The 17,684-nt window shown below is 70.2% G+C and carries 14 protein-coding genes; 4 read left to right on the top strand and 10 right to left on the bottom strand.

Annotated features, from left to right (window positions below; all coding sequences use genetic code 11):
* Nucleotides 1–382: 382 nt before the first annotated feature.
* From OGL88_RS16980 to OGL88_RS17025, 10 genes are all read right to left on the bottom strand, one after another.
* Complete coding sequence (locus OGL88_RS16980) at nt 383–1,576, bottom strand: alpha-hydroxy acid oxidase (RefSeq protein ID WP_263092225.1); 1,194 nt, start codon at nt 1,574–1,576, stop codon at nt 383–385.
* A gap of 128 nt (nt 1,577–1,704) precedes the next feature.
* A complete protein-coding gene (locus OGL88_RS16985) occupies nt 1,705–3,180 on the bottom strand; it encodes a rhamnulokinase (RefSeq protein WP_263092216.1) in 1,476 nt (491 codons plus the stop codon).
* Nucleotides 3,181–3,201: 21 nt separating this feature from the next.
* Complete coding sequence (locus OGL88_RS16990) at nt 3,202–5,289, bottom strand: bifunctional aldolase/short-chain dehydrogenase (protein ID WP_263092217.1); 2,088 nt, start codon at nt 5,287–5,289, stop codon at nt 3,202–3,204.
* A gap of 4 nt (nt 5,290–5,293) precedes the next feature.
* Nucleotides 5,294–6,466, bottom strand: coding sequence for an L-rhamnose isomerase (gene rhaI, locus OGL88_RS16995; protein WP_263092218.1), 1,173 nt, complete (start codon nt 6,464–6,466; stop codon nt 5,294–5,296).
* 229 nt (nt 6,467–6,695) lie between these two features.
* Nucleotides 6,696–9,023: an alpha-L-rhamnosidase gene (locus OGL88_RS17000; RefSeq protein WP_263092219.1), complete on the bottom strand. Its 2,328-nt coding sequence runs from the start codon at nt 9,021–9,023 to the stop codon at nt 6,696–6,698.
* A gap of 120 nt (nt 9,024–9,143) precedes the next feature.
* Nucleotides 9,144–9,950 carry a carbohydrate ABC transporter permease gene (locus OGL88_RS17005; protein ID WP_263092226.1) on the bottom strand — a complete coding sequence of 269 codons (807 nt, stop codon included), beginning with the start codon at nt 9,948–9,950 and terminating at the stop codon, nt 9,144–9,146.
* Nucleotides 9,951–10,098: 148 nt separating this feature from the next.
* Nucleotides 10,099–11,034 (bottom strand): carbohydrate ABC transporter permease, encoded by a 936-nt coding sequence (locus OGL88_RS17010; RefSeq protein ID WP_263092220.1) that lies wholly within the window; start codon nt 11,032–11,034, stop codon nt 10,099–10,101.
* 4 nt (nt 11,035–11,038) lie between these two features.
* Nucleotides 11,039–12,388, bottom strand: coding sequence for an ABC transporter substrate-binding protein (locus tag OGL88_RS17015; protein WP_263092221.1), 1,350 nt, complete (start codon nt 12,386–12,388; stop codon nt 11,039–11,041).
* A 281-nt stretch (nt 12,389–12,669) separates the two neighbouring features.
* Nucleotides 12,670–13,755: a LacI family DNA-binding transcriptional regulator gene (locus tag OGL88_RS17020; protein WP_263092222.1), complete on the bottom strand. Its 1,086-nt coding sequence runs from the start codon at nt 13,753–13,755 to the stop codon at nt 12,670–12,672.
* 77 nt (nt 13,756–13,832) lie between these two features.
* Nucleotides 13,833–14,843 carry a LacI family DNA-binding transcriptional regulator gene (locus OGL88_RS17025; RefSeq protein WP_205462889.1) on the bottom strand — a complete coding sequence of 337 codons (1,011 nt, stop codon included), beginning with the start codon at nt 14,841–14,843 and terminating at the stop codon, nt 13,833–13,835.
* Between the two features lie 382 nt (nt 14,844–15,225).
* Between OGL88_RS17025 and OGL88_RS17030 the strand changes: the two genes are divergently transcribed.
* From OGL88_RS17030 to OGL88_RS17045, 4 genes are all read left to right on the top strand, one after another.
* Nucleotides 15,226–16,581 carry an MFS transporter gene (locus OGL88_RS17030; protein WP_220036387.1) on the top strand — a complete coding sequence of 452 codons (1,356 nt, stop codon included), beginning with the start codon at nt 15,226–15,228 and terminating at the stop codon, nt 16,579–16,581.
* Entirely contained in the window at nt 16,578–16,919 is a 342-nt protein-coding gene (locus OGL88_RS17035; protein WP_263092223.1) for an L-rhamnose mutarotase, read from the top strand. The genes OGL88_RS17030 and OGL88_RS17035 overlap by 4 nt, the downstream gene beginning before the upstream one ends.
* Before the next feature lie 78 nt (nt 16,920–16,997).
* Nucleotides 16,998–17,255 (top strand): hypothetical protein, encoded by a 258-nt coding sequence (locus OGL88_RS17040; protein ID WP_205462886.1) that lies wholly within the window; start codon nt 16,998–17,000, stop codon nt 17,253–17,255.
* Between the two features lie 23 nt (nt 17,256–17,278).
* A partial coding sequence (locus OGL88_RS17045; RefSeq protein WP_263092224.1) for a hypothetical protein occupies nt 17,279–17,684 on the top strand: 406 nt, incomplete at its 3' end.

Raw genomic sequence — 17,684 nt, forward strand, 5'->3', positions numbered from 1 at the left:
GGAGGCGGTGGGGACTCCGAGTGCCAGGCAACCGGCGGTCGCTGCCGCCAGGATCGCGCGACGGCGGCTCATCGGGTGTGCCGTTCGGTGGTGGAGGTGATGGGCGTGGTGGTCGCGGGGGTCGTGCCGCGCATGGGCGTGCACGTGCTTCGGGTCGAGATGTTGGGCTCCTCGTGGTGCTCGGGCGCAGGATGCCGAGGGGTTCGGTGACGCGTCCACGGACATCTTGCATCATTTGTGCCCCGTTCGGGGGTAATCGCCCGAATCCGCGCGCGAACGCCCGGAGAACGGCGAGCACACGAGACTCGGGGTGGGCGACCGGACTCGCGGCCGAAGCCGCGGGAACCGTCGCCCACCCCGAGTCTCGGGCCGGCCCGCCGCCTCAGCCGCGCGGCACCGGCTGCAACCGCTGCAGCTGCGTCACGTGCCCGGGCTCGAGCTCGTCGAGCGACGTGACGCCGAGCAGCCGCATCGTGCGCTCGATCTGCTCCGACAGGATCTGGATCATCCGGTCGACGCCGGCCTCACCGCCCGCCATCAGTCCGTACAGGTACGCCCGGCCGACCATCGTGAACTTCGCACCGAGCGCCACGGCGGCGACGATGTCGGCGCCCGACATGATGCCGGTGTCGAGGTGCACCTCGGTGTCCATGCCGACCTCCTTCACCACGGAGGGCAGCAGGTGGAACGGCACGGGTGCCCGGTCGAGCTGGCGTCCGCCGTGGTTCGACAGCGTGATCCCGTCGACGCCCATCTCCGCCAGGCGACGGGCGTCGGCCAGGGACTGCACGCCCTTCACGACGACCTTGCCCTTCCACTGGTCGCGGATCCAGGCGAGGTCCTCGTAGGTGACGGTGGGGTCGAACATGTGGTCGAGGAGCTCCCCGACGGTGCCGGACCACCGGTCGAGCGACGCGAACGCCAGGGGCTCGGTGGTCAGGAAGTCGAACCACCACCACGGCCGCGGGATGGCGTTCAGCACGGTCCGGGCGCTGAGCTGCGGCGGGATCGAGAAGCCGTTGCGCTTGTCCCGCAGGCGCGCCCCGGCGACGGGCACGTCCACGGTGACGAGCAGCGTGTCGAACCCGGCCTTCTCGGCGCGGGAGACCAGCGCCATCGACTTCTCGCGGTCCTTCCACATGTACAGCTGGAACCAGTTGCGGCCGTTCGGGTTGGCATCGCGGACGTCCTCGATGGCCGTGGTGCCCATGGTGGAGAGTGAGAACGGGATGCCCGCGCGTCCGGCTGCCCGGGCGCCGGCACGCTCGCCCTCGGTCTGCATCATGCGCGTGAACCCGGTGGGGGCGATGCCGAACGGGTACGCGACCGGCGCACCCAACACCGAGCGCGAGGTGTCCACGGACGACACGTCGCGCAGGATCGCGGGCGTGAACTCGATGTCCTCGAACGCCTGGCGGGCGCGCGCGAGTGAGATCTCGGCCTCGGCGGCGCCCTCGGTGTAGTCGAACGCGGCCTTCGGTGTGCGGCGGGCGGCGATGTCGCGCAGGTCCCAGATCGTCAGCGCCGACTCGAGACGCTGTCGCCGACCCGGCAGCGAGGGCTTCTTGAACTGCATGAGCGGCGCGAGGTCGTGCACCGTCGGCAGTTGCCGCTTGATCGGTGTCCGCCGGGTCGACGGTGCCCCTGGGGTTGCTGCCGGAGCCCCGGTTGCGGGGTCGACTCGGTGCTGGTCGTCGATCGAGGTCATACAGACATCCTACGTCTCGGAGTGGATTGTGGGGAGGTGTGGGAGGCCCGAGGGGTGTACCGGACGGGCTCGACGGTGCGGGCGACGGTCGCGCGGAGGCCCTCGAGCGAGGCGCCGTCCAGCCCGCCGAGGCGAGCGGCCCGCGCCTGCACCAGGATGTTGCCGAGCGCCGTCGCCTCGACGGGCCCGGCCAGGACGGGCAGCCCGGTGCGGTCGGCCGTCAGCTGGCAGAGCAGCCGGTTCTGCGATCCGCCGCCGACGATGTGCACCTGTCGGACGTCTTTGCCCGTGATGGTGCTGATCGTCGCGAGTGTCTCCGCGTACGCGGCGGCCAGCGACTCGAGGATCGAGCGCACGAACTCGGCCCGCGACGCGGGCGCGCTCAGCCCGTGGTCGCCGCACCAGGCGGCGATGCGCGCGGGCATGTCGCCAGGTGCCGTGAACGACTCGTCGGCGGGGTCGAAGACGGGGACCGGGGCCGTGACGGCCGCGGCGGAGGCGAGCAGGGCCTCCAGGTCGAGCGGAGCGCCGTCACGCTCCCAGGTGCGGACGCTCTCGGACAGCAACCACAGGCCGGACACGTTCTTCAGGAACCGGACGCGGCCGTCGACCCCGCCCTCGTTGGTGCAGTTCGCGTCGCGCGCCGCGTCCGACAGGACGGGTGCGTCGAGCTCGACGCCGACGAGCGACCAGGTGCCGGACGAGATGTACGCGAAGTCCGGGTCGGTCGCGGGGACCGCGACGACGGCGGAGGCCGTGTCGTGCGAGCCGACGAGCGTGACGGGTGCCTTCCCGCCGACGGCGTCGGCGACGGACGGCAGCAGGGGGCCGAGTCGGTCGCCCGGGTCGCGCAGGGTGGGCAGGAAGCCGGCCGGGAGGCCCGCAGCAGCCCGCAACGCCGGGTCCCATCCACGGGTCGTCGCGTTCAGGACCCCGGTCGTCGAGGCGTTCGTGCGCTCGGCCGCCTCGACACCGGTGAGCCAGTAGCCGAGCAGGTCGGGGACGAGCAGTGCTCGCTGCGCGAGCTGCAGCGACGGGTCGGCGGCGAACTGGAACACCGTGTTGAAGGGCAGGTGCTGCAGACCGTTCCGGGCGTACAGCTCGGCGGCGTCCATCCGTCGGTGCACACGGTCGACGCCGCCCTCGTGCCGCTCGTCGCGGTAGTGGTACGGCAGCCCGAGCAGCCGGCCGTCGCGCAGCAGACCGTAGTCGACCGCCCACGAGTCGATGCCGATGCTGACGATCGCCGGGTGCGTGGCGAACGCCTGACGGAGGCCGTCGGTCACCTGTCGGTGGAGCTCGACGACGTCCCAGTGCAGGGCCTCGTGGTCGTGCTCGTGCAGGGTCACGGGGCCGTTCGGAAACCGGGCGACGTGCTCCATCCGCACGCCGTCGGCGTCGACGTGCCCGAGGATCACCCGGCCGCTGGTGGCCCCGAGGTCGACGGCGGCGACGGTGCCGGTGGTGGACATGTGACTACCTCTTGTCGGACATCAGCGGAGGAACGCCGCGGCGACGCCAGCGTCGACGGGCACGTGCAACCCGGTCGTGTGCGAGAAGTCGTCGGTGCAGATGGCGTAGACGGCGTTGGCGACGTTCTCCGGCACGACCTCGCGCTTGAGGATCGTGCGCTGGGCGTAGAACGCGCCGAGGTCCTGCTCCTCGATGCCGTAGGTCTTCGCGCGGTTCGCTCCCCAGCCGCTCGCGAAGATCCCCGAGCCACGGACGACGCCGTCGGGGTTGATCCCGTTGACGCGGACGCCGTGCTCACCGAGCTCCGCCGCCAACAACCGGACCTGGTGTGCCTGGTCGGCCTTGGTCGCCGAGTACGCGATGTTGTTCGGCCCGGCGAACACCGAGTTCTTCGACGAGATGTAGACGATGTCGCCGCCGAGGCCCTGCTCGATGAGGACCTTCGCCGCTGCCTTGGACACCAGGAACGACCCCTTCGCCATGACGTCGTGCTGCAGGTCCCAGTCTTGTTCGGTGGTCTCGAGCAGGCTCTTGCTGAGCGACAGTCCGGCGTTGTTGACGACCAGGTCGAGGCCGCCGAAGTGTAGGAGGGTCTGCTGGATCGCCTGCTCGATGTCCGCCGCGCTCGTCACGTTCGCCGCGACGCCGATGGCCTGGTCCGGGCCGCCGATCTCGGCTGCCGCGGCGGCGGCCTTGTCGACGTCGAGGTCGGCGATGACGACCGCGGCGCCCTCGGCCGCCAGGCGCTTCGCGATCGCCTTGCCGATGCCGCTCGCGGCTCCGGTGACCAGGGCGATGCGGGTGGCGAGCTTCTTGGGTGCCGGCATCCGCTGGAGCTTCGCCTCTTCGAGGGCCCAGTACTCGATTCGGAACTTCTCGGCCTCGTCGATCGGGGCGTAGGTGCTCAGCGACTCGGCGCCGCGCATGACGTTGATCGCGTTGACGTAGAACTCCCCGGCGACGCGGGCGGTCTGGGCGTCCTTGCCGTACGAGAACATCCCGACACCGGGTACCAGGACGATGAGCGGGTCGGCGCCGCGGATCGCGGGGGAGTCCGGGGTCGCGTGGCGGTCGTAGTAGGCCTGGTAGTCCGCGCGGTACTGCTCGTGGAGTTCGTGCAGGCGGGCAGTCTGCTCGTCGACGCTCGCGGTGGCGGGCAGGTCGAGGATGAGCGGCTTCACCTTGGTGCGCAGGAAGTGGTCCGGGCAGCTCGTGCCGAGCGCGGCGAGCTCCTCGGCGCGTGCACTCGCCAGGAAGTCGAGCACGACGTCACTGTCGGTGAAGTGACCCACCACGGGCTTGTCGTGCCCGGCGATGCCGCGGACCGTCGGTGCGAGCGCCGCTGCACGAGCGTGGCGATCGTCGGTCGGCAGTGCTTCGAAGCCCGGTCGGACCGCACCGAACGGCTGGCCGGCGCCGTGCTCGGCGATGTACTGCTCGGCGGTGTCGATGATCCAGCGCGAGTTCGCCTCGGCTTCGTCACTGGTGTCGCCCCACGCCGTGATGCCGTGGCCGCCGAGGACCGTGCCGATCGCCTGGGGGTTGTCCCGCTTGATCGCGGCGATGTCGAGCCCGAGCTGGAACCCGGGTCGGCGCCACGGCACCCACACCACCCTGTCGCCGAAGATCGTCGACGTCAGGGCTGGTCCGTCCGCCGCCGTCGCGATGGCGATGCCGGCGTCCGGGTGGAGGTGGTCGACGTGCGCGGCGTCGACCAGGGCGTGCATCGCCGTGTCGATCGACGGCGCGGCACCGCCCTTGCCGTGCAGCGTGTAGTCGAACGCTGCCACCATCTCGTCTTCACGCTCCACCCCCGGGTAGACGCCCCGGAGCGCACGGACGCGGTCGACGCGCAGGACCGCGAGGCCTGCCGGGGTGAGGGTGCCGAGGTCGCCCCCGGAGCCCTTCACCCAGAGCAGCTCCACCGGCTCGCCCGTGACCGGGTCGGTCGCGGTGCCCTTCGCCGAGGTGTTCCCGCCGGCGTAGTTCGTGATCCGCGGATCCGAGCCGAGCGCGTTGGAACGTGCGATGAGGGCACTGATCGTCGTGTCCGCGTCGGTGCCGTGCGTTGCGGGGTCCACCCGTGCCTCCAAGTCGTTGATCGTCATCTGTCTACGCGCCCCAACCGGCCTGGACGCCGCCGACGCGGTCCTCGGCGATCAACTGCTGGTACCCGGAGTCCAGGTACGCGCGCATCGGGTTCGCCGGCAGGCCGCGAGATTCGCGCCACGCGGCGAGGTCCGCCCGGACGTCGGTCTGGTACGCGTCCATGAAGACCTCGTTCGCGCCGAGGACGTCGTGGGCCTCCTGCGCTGCGGTCAGGGCCACGCGGTCGAGGAGCAGCGCCCGGGCCGTCATCTCCTGCACGTTGAGCACGGAGCGGATCTGACCGGGGATCTTGTCCTCGATGTTGTGGCACTGGTCGAGCATGAACGCGACGTCGTGGTTGTCGTAGCCGCCGCCGCGGATGACCTCGACCAGGATGCGGAACAGCTGGAACGGGTCCGCTGCGCCCACGATCAGGTCGTCGTCGGCGTAGAACCGCGAGTTGAAGTCGAAGCTGCCGAGCTTGCCGAGGCGCAGGAGCTGCATCACGATGAACTCGATGTTCGTGCCGGGGGCGTGGTGGCCGGTGTCGAGGCAGACCATCGCCTTGTCGCCGAGTGCCGCCGTCTGCACGTAGCTCGTGCCCCAGTCCGGAACGTCGGTGTGGTAAAACGACGGCTCGAAGAACTTGTACTCGAGCACCAGGCGCTGGTCGGCACCGAGGCGGTCGTAGATCGTGCTGAGCGACTCGTGCAGGCGGTCCTGGCGTTCACGCATGTCGGCCTGGCCGGGGTAGTTCGAGCCCTCGGCGAGCCAGATCTTCAGGTCACGGCTGCCGGTGGCGTCCATCACGTCGATGCAGCGCAGGTGGTGGTCGATCGCCTTCTGCCGGACGCTCGCGTCGGTGTGGGTGAGGGCACCGAACTTGTAGTCGTCGTCCTGGAACGTGTTCGAGTTGATCGTCCCGAGCGCGACGCCGTGCTCTTCGGCGTGCCGCTTGAGGTCGCTGAAGTCGTCGACGAGGTCCCACGGGATGTGCAGTGCCACGGTCGGCGCGAGGCCGGTGTACTTGTGCACCTGCGCGGCGTCGGCGATCTTCTCGTACGGGTCACGCGGGGTGCCGGGCGTGCTGAACACCTTGAAGCGGGTGCCGGAGTTGCCGAAGGCCCAGCTGGGCAGCTCGATCTGCTGTCGTGCGAGCTGGTCGGCTATGCCGGTGAAGGTCGGGGTCGACGTCATCGTGTCACTTCCTCGTGTGCGATTGAATCGTTTCATACAGTACGGGTCGCGGCGGGTTGCCGCAACCGTGTGGGGTGGTGCGGCGTCGCGCGCCCCGTTGCGGTCTTCGCGCCCCGGGGAGTCGGGGCGCGAAGACCGCCCGGGGGCGCGACGCCGGGCGAACGCCGTCAGGCGTCCCGCGCGCCCACCGTGACCGCCCCATCTTCCGCCCCGCAGGTCCGCAGGCCCGCTACGCCGCCGGCACCGCAGCCGGTGCGCGCAGCTCGTGCGAGCCGGCACCGAGCCGCTGCTCCGCAGCACCCGGCAGGCGCACCACTGCGGTGACGCCCTCGGGCACCACCGCGCGCACGAGCAGCTCGCCGTCGACGAGCTCCCACCGCACCGCGATGTGCCCGTGCACGGAGTCGAGCGACGTCGACGCCCACGTCAGGCCGCCGCCCGGCTGCGGCGCGATGAGCACGGAGGCGTAGCCCGGTTCGAGTGCCGACAGACCGCCCACCACCCGGTGCATCCAGTCCGCCACGGCACCGAGTGCGTAGTGGTTGAACGAGGTCATCTCACCCGGGTTGATGGTGCCGTCCGGCAGCATCGAGTCCCAGCGCTCCCAGACCGTCGTCGCACCCATCGTCACCGGGTACAGCCACGACGGGCACTCCGTCTGCAGCAGCAGCCGGTACGCGTCGTCGAGGTGGCCGGTCTGCGTCAGTGCGTCGGTGATGAACGGCGTGCCCGCGAAGCCCGTCGAGATCCGGTACCCGGACTGCTCGGCCAGCTCCGCCAGGCGGTCGCCCGCACGGCGCTCGTCGTCCTCGTCGAGGATGCCGAACACGATCGCGAGCGCGTAGACGGTGGTGCAGTCGCTCCGGATGCGGCCGTCGGTCACGTAGTGCTGTCGGAACGCGGCCTGGAGGCCCGTGGCCAGCTCCTCGGCTTCCGTCGCTTCCGCCTCGTGGCCCGTCAACCGCGCCGCCTGCGCCACCAGGGTCGCGCTGCGGTACGCGCACGCCGTCGCGACGACGCCCGGGTCGGCCTTCGCCTTGGCGGCGTCCTCCGGCGGGGCGTCCGGGTCGAGCCAGTCGCCGAACTGGAAGACGGTGTCCCACAGGCCCTCCGGTGACAGGTGGCCCTCGATGCGGCGGAGGTGCGCCGTCATCGAGTCGAGCTGCTCCTCGAGTACCGCGGTGTCGCCGTACGCCTGGTACAGGGTCCACGGCACCCACACGCCGGCGTCTGACCAGATGGCGGTGGCATCGGGGGTGCCGAAGTCCTCGGCGGGGGAGTACTTGAGCACGTCCGGCACCACGAACGGGATGACCCCGTCGGCGTGCTGCTGCTCGAGCCACACGTCGCGGAGCCAGTCGCCCAGGAACGCGCGGGTGTCGAACAGGAAGGACGCCGTCGGCGCGAACGCCGCGATGTCGCCCGTCCAACCGAGGCGCTCGTCGCGCTGCGGGCAGTCCGTCGGGACGCTCAGGAAGTTGCCCTGCATGCCCCGGACGACGTTGTCGTGGAACGTGTTGAGCAGCTCGTGGCTCGACTCGAACGTGCCCGTGCGGGCGAGGTCCGACCCGACCTGCACCGCGGTGACCGCCGCGCGGAGTTCGTCGAGGGTGCCGGTCCACCCGTCGACCTGGGCGTACCGGAAGCCGTGGAAGGTGAAGCGCGGCTCGAACACGTCCGGGGTGCCGGAACCGTCCGCGCCGCTGCCGCTCAGGGTGAAGTGGTCCGTCGCCTTCGCGGTACGCAGCGGGCGGGTGCCGAGCTCGTCGTGTTCGAGCACCTCGGCGTGCTTGAGGGTCAGGACGGTGCCGGCCGGTCCGCTGGCGGTCACACGGAGCCAGCCGACCAGGTTCACGCCGAAGTCGATCAGCGTCGCGCCGGACGGGCTCGTCCAGACCTCGACGGGGGCGATCTCGGCGAGGGGCCGGACCGGCGGCACGGTGTCGGCGACGAGTTCGCGTTCGCCGATGTCGACGGTGCGCACGGCGCTGGTGCGTCCCTCGTGGCCGTCGACGCTCGGCGTGGTGACCTCGCCGGGCGTCAGGAAGGAGCCGTCGCGGAGCCGTGCGTCGATGTCCTCGCCGTCGTACAGCTGGTCGGCGGTGATCGCGCTGGACAGGGCCTGCCAGTCCGTGTCGGTGGCGACGAGCTGTTCGTGGCCGTCGGCGAACGTGATGCGGAGCTCGGCGAACCCGGCGGGCTCGTCGGCGTACCAGCCGCCGCCACCGCCCCAGGCGAGCCGACCGGCGGCCCAGCCCTTGCCGAGCACGAGGGCGAGCACGGCGGCGCTGCCCGCGGCCGTCTCGGCCAGGTGCGCCGTGACGTCGTGCGAGACGACGCGGATGCGCCACTCGTAGCTCGTCCACCCCGGTTCGAGCAGGTGGTCGGAGACGCGTTCGCCACCGAGCCACGCTTCGACGACGCCGAGGGCGCTGACGTCGAGGGTCGCTCCGGTGACGGCGCCGTGGCCGTCGTCGAGGGTGAACTCACGGCGCAGGATCGGTGCGCTCCCGAGGTCGGCGTCGCTCGTGATGAACGGTGCGGTCCAGGCGGTCATGTGGTGTGTCCTTTCACGCGACCGGTCGTCGTCGACCGGTGCGGGGTCGTGGGCCCGGCCGCCCGCCCGGGTGGGCGGTGCGGCGGAGGCGGGTCGCGCCTCCAGGTCGGGGGTCGGGCGTCAGCCCTTGACGGCGCCGCTGGTCATGCCGGCGACGATCTGGCGGTTGAAGAAGATGTAGAGGATCAGCGGCGGGATCGTGATGAGCAGGACGTCGGTGAACAGCAGGTTGAGCTGGCTGACCGACTGGCTCTGGAACGAGTAGAGCGTCTGCTGCACCGTGGCGTTCTCGGACCCCGGCAGGAAGTACAGCGGGTTCGTGAAGTCGTTGAACACCGTGACGGACTGCACGAGCACGACCGTGATGATGACCGGCTTGAGCAGCGGCAGCACGACGCCGAAGAACAGGCGGATCGGTCCGGCACCGTCGAGGACGGCTGCCTCGTCGAGCTCCTTCGGGATCGTCGCCACGAACGCGCGGAAGAGCAGGATGCAGAACGACAGGCCGAAGGTCGCCTCGATGAGGATCATCCCGCCCATGGTCTTGAACAGGTTGAGTCCCTGCAGCACCCAGATCGTCGGGACGATCGCGGGCGGGACGATGAGGCCCGCCAGGACGAAGAAGTTGATCACGCCGTTCCACTTGCTCGGACGACGCTGCAGCACGTACCCGACCATCGCGGAGAACACGACCATCACGATCACGCTGCCCACGGTCAGGACCGCGCTGTTCAGGAACGCGCGGACGATCACGCCGTCGCCGGATCCGAACACGGCCTGCAGGTTCTGCCAGAGCTGCCACTCGGTCGGCAGGCTGAAGCCGAGCTGGTTCGCCTCGGCCGGGTTCTTCGCGGCCTGCAGCAGGACGAAGACGAACGGCACCAGGAAGACCACGAAGCTGACGACGATGGCGATCGAGCCGATGATCCACCGTCGGGCCCGGCCAGGGTGACGGTTCTTCGTCGCCGGTGTCGGCGCGCGGCCGGTGGTCCGGCGGGGGCTGGTGACGGCGGTCACAGGTCCGCCTCCTTGCGGTTGAGGAGCCACGAGATCGGGAGTGGGCGCAGTGCGGTGATCACAGGTCCGCCTCCTTGCGGTTGAGGAGCCACGAGATCGGGACCATGATCGCTGTCACGACCACGAACAGGACCACGTTGCCGGCGGTCGACAGGCCGTAGAACCCGGCCTGGTACTGCTTGTAGATGACGCTCGCGATGACGTCGCTGGTGAACCCTGGCCCACCGCCGGTCATCGCCCAGATCAGGTCGAAGGACCGCAGCCCGCCGATCAGCGACAGGATGATGACGGTGCCCATCGCGGGACGCGACAGCGGCAGGGTGATGTTCCGGAAGATCGACCACGCGCTCGCGCCGTCGACCCGTGCGGCCTCGAAGTACTCCTGCGGGATCGCCACGATACCGGCGATGAAGATGAGCGTCGCGATGCCGACACCCTTCCAGACGTCCACCGCGGCGACGCTCCACAGGGCGAGGGCCGGGTCGGTCAGCCACCCCGGTGTGGGGAGGCCGACCGAGCCGAGGACTCCGTTGATGATCCCGTGGAACGGGTCCATCAGGGCCTTGAACGTGATGCCGATGCCGATCGTCGACACCAGCACCGGGAAGAACACGACTGCCCGCAGGTAGCCGCGCCCCAGCACGGGCGACGTGAGGAGCAGGGCGAGGGCGAGTCCGATGACCACCTTCGCCGCGCTCGTCACGAAGCCGTACTGGAACGTGTGCACGAACCCGGAGACGAGCTGCGGGTCCTGGAAGAACCGGACGAAGTTGTCGAAACCGATGAAGGTCTGGTCGAACAGCGTCCAGCGGGTGAGGGAGAAGTAGAACCCGGCGAAGGTGGGGACCGCGAAGAACACGACGTACAGCGCGATCGCGGGGATGAAGAACCACGCGGGGTAGAACGAGCGCATCCGCTTGCGCGCGGGACCGGTCCCGCCGGAACCCGCTCGGGTCTTCGCAGGCTCGAGTTCCGTCGTGAGTGTCGCGGTCACCGTGTCACCAGCCCTTGATGCCGAGCTGCTGCGCCTGCTGGACGACGTCGTCGTCGTACTGGTCAGCACCCTTGGCAGCGTTGGTGATGCCGGAGCCGACCTGCACGCAGATCTTCTCGAGGTTCGGGCCCTTGATCGGGGACAGGAACTCGAGCGCCGGGCTCGCCTTGCCGTCGTCCAGGTACTTCTGCAGGTCGTCGATCATCGGGGGCACGTCGTCCGGCAGCGAGCAGGTCGAGATGACGTACGGGCCACCGGGCGTTCCGGTGTCGTTCTGCACCTTGCAGCCGTCGGCCGAGTTCGCGAAGGCGATGAACTTCTTCGCCGCGGCGAGCTCGTCGCCCTCGGTGGTCTTCGGGATGTACAGGCCGTTCGGCTCCCAGATGGTCAGGTTCGTGTCGTCGGCGTCCTCGGCCGGCAGCGCGAACGCTCCGATGTCCTCGACGGCGTCGGGGCTGTCCTGCTGCAGGGTCGAGATCGCGTTCGTCAGCATCGGGTACTGCGCCCCGGTGCCGTCGGCGAGCATCTTCAAGCCGTTCGCCTGCGTGGCCGAGGCGTAGTCCTCGTTGTAGAGGTCCTTGTCCTTGCCCTCGGCGAGGTGGTCGAAGCCGGCGAGTGCAGGCTCCTTGGCGTAGGACTCCTTGTTGGCGGTGTAGTTCTCCGCCCAGTCCTTGTCCTGCGCCGTGATGTTGGCGAAGTCGCCGAGCACGAACAGCTGGCTGGTCCAGGTGTCGCCGTACGTCTGGATGATCGGGGCGACCTTGCCGGCGTCCTTGATCTTCTCGCTGTTGCTGATGAACTCGTCCCACGTGGTGGGGACGCTGAGTCCGAGGTCCGCGTAGACCTTCTTGTTGTACATGACGCCGCCGCCGAAGCTCGTGCCGAACGGGGCACCGTAGACGCCCTTGTCGGTGCTGACGACCTTGGTGAACTGCTCGTCGACGTCCTTGGTCCAGCTCTCGTCGGACAGGTCCACCAGGGTGTTGTCCGGGTTGAGGGCCTGCATGAGCGAACCGGAGTTGTAGTTGAAGACGTCGGCCATCTCGCCGGTCGACAGCTGGGTCTTCACCAGGTTGTCGCCGTCGGTGCCCTGGGGGCGGGTGTCGAACTTGACCGTGATGTCCGGGTTGGCCTTCTCGAACGCCTCGATGAGCGGCTTCGCGGTGGCTGCGGTCGCGGGTGAGTTGTCGGCCTGGTAGGTGATCTGCACCTTGCCGCCGCCTTCGTCGGCAGAACCGCCGGACGAACACGCCGCGAGCCCGCCGATCAGGACCGTGGCGCCGCCGATGGCGACGAGACGTTTGACGACGGCGCGCGTGGTGAGCGTCCTCGTGGTCAGGGAACGAGCTGACATTCCTTACCTCCTCGTAAGGCCCGGGGCGGGGTACCCCGGGTGAAACGGACCCGGATCCCGCGTCGTCGTGGGCTCCGGTTGCTGCTGTTTAGAACGTTTCAATCAGGATGGAACCACGTCGATTGAAGCGTGTCAATCGCTGTGCCGTTTTCGTTACGGGAACGCGCACGCCTGGTGCGCGCGGTCCCGAGTCTCGGGGTGCGCGACAGTCCTCGCGCCCCGCAGCCCGCGAACTGTCGCTCACCCCGAGACTCGGCGCCCTCGCTCCGAGACTCGGGCGCTCAGGCCTCGGTACGGCGCGGGTCGCTCGGCGCCGTGGCCCGCGCTGCTGCCGCACCGGCGCGGCCGAGCGTGCTCTCGCGGGGGACGAGCTCGCTGCCGAGCACCACGGTGCGGTGGACGTGCATCGGGTCGGTGAGTTCCTCGAGCAGCAGTTCGACCGCCGCCGCGCCCATCTCCGCACCGTGCATGGTCACCGACGTCAGCGGCACCGCGCCGCCCCATGCCACCGAGTTGTGGTCGCACCCCGACACCGGGATGTCCTCCGGTACGCGGATGCCGGCGGCGCGGAGCTCGGAGACGACCGCCATCGCGAGCAGGTCGGTGACGCCGAGGACGCCGTCGGGCCGCTCGGCGAGCGGCATCGCGGCGATGCGCGCACCGGCGTCGGTGCCGCCGGGCGGGTCGATGTCACCGGCGTCGATGTCGATGAGTTCCACCCCTGGGTGACCTGCGATCGCCCGGAGGACCCCGGCTCGGCGGAGCGACACCGGCTGCAACTCGGCGCGCGCGCTCACGAAGCCGATGCGTCGGCACCCGCAGGCGATCAGGTGCTCCGTGGCGAGGAAGGCCGCCTGCTCGTTGTCGACGACGACGGAGCAGGCGTCGACCGTCGCCGGTGCGAAGTTCACGTAGACGACCGGCCGACCGTGCCGGCGGGTGAGCTCGACCTGATCGCGCGACTCGGTCATCGAGGCGAGCAGGATGCCGGACACCCGAGCGCTCTCGAGGTACGCGAGGTGTTCGCCCTGCGCCTGCAGATCGTCCTCGCTGCTCGCGATGAGGAGCGTGAACCCGCGTTTCCGGGCCGCGAGCTGCGCACCGTTGACCATGTCGCTGAACAGCGAGTTCCGGAGCGACATCACGACGAGCCCGATCGAACGGCTGCTGCCGGATGCCAGCACCCGGGCGTTGCGGTTCGGCGTGTACCCGAGTTCGGCGATCGCGTCGTGCACGCGTGCGGCCGTGGACTCGGCGACCCGCTCGGGGTGGTTCAGCACGTTCGACACCGTCGCCAGCGAGACGCCGGCGCGAGCTGCGACGTGGTGCACGCTCGGCGGGCCGTCGCGCCGGGGGACATGCACCATGCTCCGATCGTAGGCCGCAGCGGCGGCCGGTCCGTGCCGCGGGGCCGGGCAGGGTGGCGGGAGGCGCGAAGGCCCGGCTACGCGTCGGCGACGGAGGACTGCCGGACCACGAGCTCCGGCGTGAACTCGACGTGCTCCAGGTCGATGCCCTGCCCGAGCTCGACCTGCTTCGTCAACAGCTCGATCGCCTGGCGCCCGAGGTCCTGGGCAGGCTGGCGCACCGAGGTCAACGGGACGACGGCTGCCTCGGCGAAGGCGATGTCGTCGTAGCCCACGATCGCGATCTCGTCCGGCACCGCGATCGTGCCGCGCATGATGAACGCCTGTTCGAGGCCGACCGCGAGCAGGTCGTTCGCCGCGAACACCGCGTCCGGCCGCTCGGCACGAGGGCGCGCCTGGAGTTCCTCGCCGATGCGACGCCCTTCGAGCACCGACAGCGACGCGGTCGGCAGGACCTCGAGCCCGATGCCCGCTACCTGAGCCGCCGACAGTGCCCCGGCATGCCGGTCGGCCACCTGGCGGATGGTGGACGGGCCGCCGACGAAGGCGATCCGCGTCCGCCCGATGGCCGCGAGGTGCTCGACCGCGATGCGACCGCCCGCGACGTCGTCCACCGACACCGAGGCGAAGTGCTCGTCGTCGGCGCGGCGGTCGACGAGCACGACGGCGGTGCCCTGGTCGCGCAGGCGGGCGAGGCGGGACAGGTCGTCACCGGCGGGGGAGATGAGCAGGCCGGCGACCCGGCGTTCCTCGAACAGGTCGACGTACGTGCGCTCGCGGTCGGTGGACTCGTCGGAGTTGCCGATCAGGACCGCCAGGCCCTTGTCCATCGCAGCGTCTTCGGCACCGCGCGCGACGTCGGTGAAGAACGGGTTGCCGCCGTCGAGCACGATCAGGCCGACGGTGGAGCTGCGGCCGGCCCGGAGCTGGCGTGCGGAGTCGTTGCGGACGAACCCGAGCGTGGCGATGGCCGACTGCACCCGGTCGACCGTGGTCGGGGCCACCTTGTCGGGGCGGTTCAGGACGTTCGACACCGTGCCCAAGGACACGCCGGCGAGCGCTGCCACCTCTCGCACACTGACCGCCATGTGGCCATCCTGGCATCGCACCTGCGCTTCGGGGTGGTGCGCGCCGTGATCTGTGGAAAACGGCGGACGGGAGGCGCGGTGCGGGCTGGACCCGGGCCTCCCGTCCGGTGGGGCGCAGGTCCACCGCACGGTGCGAGATCGTGGGTGCGGCCGCGCCCCGTGCGTGCTCCGCTCCGGCGTGCACCGTGCGTGCTGCGCCGCCACGTGCGAGGTTGCCCACTCGGTGCGCGCTTGCAGCGCAGCACGGAGTGGGCAACCTCGCACCGAGTGAGCGACCGCGCAGCGGATGCAAAGCGCGGACTTGCCAACGCCCACCGGAGCGCACTATCGTCTCGCTGTCCCGTTGAAACGATTCACTGACGAACACGCGAACGGAGGACCAATGGCGGTCCGCATCGGAGCCCGGAGCACCACGGGCTGGAAGGCGACCGTCTCGGTCGCCATGTCGAACTACATCGAGTCGGGGTCGATCATCGCGATCGCCACGAGCCTCAGCCTGTGGCAAGCGCAGTTCCACGTCGGCGACCTCGAGGTCGGCCTGCTGGCGAGCCTGTCCGCGAACGCGTTCGGCGCGGCCGCCGGCGCCATCATCGGCGGACCGCTGTGCGACCGCTACGGCCGGAAGTTCATCTACACCTACGACTTGCTGCTGTACATGCTCGGCATCCTGCTCGCGGTCTTCGCCGGCAGCTACGGCATGCTGCTGGTCGGCTTCATCCTGACCGGCATCGCGGTCGGCGCCGGGGTGCCGGCGAGCTGGACCTACATCGCCGAGCAGGCACCCGCGGACAAGCGCGCCGCCCACGTCGGCACCGCGCAGCTCGCCTGGTCGATCGGCCCGATGGTCGGCTTCGCGCTGGCCATCGCCGCCGCGCCCCTCGGACTGCTCGGCAGCCGGCTCATCTTCGCGCACCTGTTCGTCGTCGCCGCCGTCGTCTGGTGGCTCCGCCGCGGGCTGCCGGAGTCGGCGATCTGGAAGGACGAGCGCGCCGCGACCGGCACCGCGAACTTCTTCCACGGGATCACCCAGCTGTTCAGCCGGCGCCGGAACCTGACCGCGATGCTGTTCCTGTTCGGCGTCTACGCGCTCTGGAACACCGTCGCCGGGCAGGCCGGCATCTTCCAGCCGCGGGTGTACTCGGCCACCGGGGTCACGAGCGTCACCGAGCAGTACGGCCTGCAGATCCTGGTGTGGGGCTGCACCGTCGCCGCGACCTACTTCGGCTTCATGCGCTACGGCGACCGGGTCAGTCGACGGTTGCTCTTCGCCCTCGGCGCGGTGCTCGCGATCGTCGCCTGGGCCGTCCTGATCTACGCACCGGCGAACCTCGGCACGCTGCTGTTCTTCGCCGTGGCGTGGGGCATCTCGTCGGGCATCGGCGCGCAGGCGTTCTACGGCCTCTGGACGAGCGAGCTCTTCGCCACCCGGTACCGGGCCAGTGCCCAGGGCGTGTTGTTCCTCGCCGCGCGGGTCATGGTCGGTCTGCTGAGCATCTGGTTCCCGCTGCTGCTGTCCGACATCGGACTCCGTGCACTCGGTGGACTCATCCTGGGCCTCCTCGCGATGTCGTTCCTGGTCGGCACCATCTGGGCGCCACGCACGCAGGGCAAGACGCTCGAGGCGATCGAGGCCGAGCGGTACGGCACCGTGACCACCGTCACCGGTACCGTGCGCACCGCCGACGAGCGCGCCGTGCAGGACGCCGAACAGCGTCGCCGCGCCGAGGCCGACCGGTGATCCGCGTCTGCTTCCGACTGCAGGTGCAGGCCGAGCACCTGGACGCCTACCGCGAGCGGCACGCCGCGGTCTGGCCGGCGATGCTCCGGGCGATCGCCACGGCGGGGCGGCGGAACTACTCCCTGTTCCTCGACGACGACGGCCTGCTGATCGGCTACTACGAGACCGACTCGGTGGCCGATGCCGACGCGTCGCTCGCGGCGTCCGAGGTCGCGACCGCATGGGAGGCGCACATGCAGGACCTGTTCGACGGCGCCTCGGGCCGGGCGGACCAGACTGCGCGGGTGCTGCCCGAGGTGTTCAACCTGGAGGACCAGCTGGCCGCCGCCGCCGAGTGAGCCTCGCGCGGGCACCAAGCGCTTGGCACCTCGAACGGGGAGTCGTGCGCCGTCGGCCCGCGGCCCTACGGTGGCGGGATGCGATTCCTGCGTGGCCGAAACCCGTTCCAGTTCGCCCTCGGTGCCCTCGCGGCGATCGGCGCCGTGATCGTCGTCGTGCGGTGGATCGTGAGCGCCGTCTCGTCACAGACGTACAGCTACGCCTACATCGCGGGCGCCGGTGTCGCGATCGACCTGCCGTTCATCGTGGTCGTCGAGCTCGTCACGATCCTGTCGTTCGTCGGGTGGCTCGTCGTCGGCGCGCTGCACTGGGGACCGCGGCGCACCGACGGCTGACCACCACGGGTAGCGTCCGGTCCATGGCCGACGTGACCCACGCCGCGGACCTCGGGATCGACCTGTCCGACGGCAAGCCCCAACAGCTCTACCGGTGGTTCCTCGCCAGCATGCTCTTCGGCCGGCCCATCCGGCAGGAGCAGGCGGCGGAGACCTACCGCGTCCTCATCGACCACGGGTTCACCAGCCCGGGGAAGTTCGCGGGCGCCGGACGCGAGCAACTGCGGAGGGTCCTGGACGAGGGCGGCTACGCGCGGTTCGACTACCAGATGACCGATGCCCTGCACGAGACGATGCACACGCTCGACGCCGACGAGGGGTCCGTGTCGCACCTGGTGAAGACCGCGGCGTCGCGGAAGGACCTGCGCGACCGACTCGGTGCGCTCAAGGGGGTCGGCCCGAAGACGATCGAGATCTTCCTGCGGGACA

This window comes from Curtobacterium sp. RIT-PI-V, assembly GCF_025642935.1.
Classification (GTDB): Bacteria; Actinomycetota; Actinomycetes; order Actinomycetales; family Microbacteriaceae; genus Curtobacterium.

Coding starts and splice junctions, on each gene's coding strand:
- OGL88_RS17015 (WP_263092221.1), bottom strand. CDS start 12,388: ATGTCAGCTCGTTCCCTGACCACGAGGACGCTCACCACGCGCGCCGTC.
- OGL88_RS16990 (WP_263092217.1), bottom strand. CDS start 5,289: ATGACGATCAACGACTTGGAGGCACGGGTGGACCCCGCAACGCACGGC.
- OGL88_RS17040 (WP_205462886.1), top strand. CDS start 16,998: ATGCGATTCCTGCGTGGCCGAAACCCGTTCCAGTTCGCCCTCGGTGCC.
- OGL88_RS17020 (WP_263092222.1), bottom strand. CDS start 13,755: ATGGTGCATGTCCCCCGGCGCGACGGCCCGCCGAGCGTGCACCACGTC.
- OGL88_RS17030 (WP_220036387.1), top strand. CDS start 15,226: ATGGCGGTCCGCATCGGAGCCCGGAGCACCACGGGCTGGAAGGCGACC.
- OGL88_RS16985 (WP_263092216.1), bottom strand. CDS start 3,180: ATGTCCACCACCGGCACCGTCGCCGCCGTCGACCTCGGGGCCACCAGC.
- OGL88_RS16980 (WP_263092225.1), bottom strand. CDS start 1,576: ATGCAGTTCAAGAAGCCCTCGCTGCCGGGTCGGCGACAGCGTCTCGAG.
- rhaI (WP_263092218.1), bottom strand. CDS start 6,466: ATGACGTCGACCCCGACCTTCACCGGCATAGCCGACCAGCTCGCACGA.
- OGL88_RS17000 (WP_263092219.1), bottom strand. CDS start 9,023: ATGACCGCCTGGACCGCACCGTTCATCACGAGCGACGCCGACCTCGGG.
- OGL88_RS17025 (WP_205462889.1), bottom strand. CDS start 14,843: ATGGCGGTCAGTGTGCGAGAGGTGGCAGCGCTCGCCGGCGTGTCCTTG.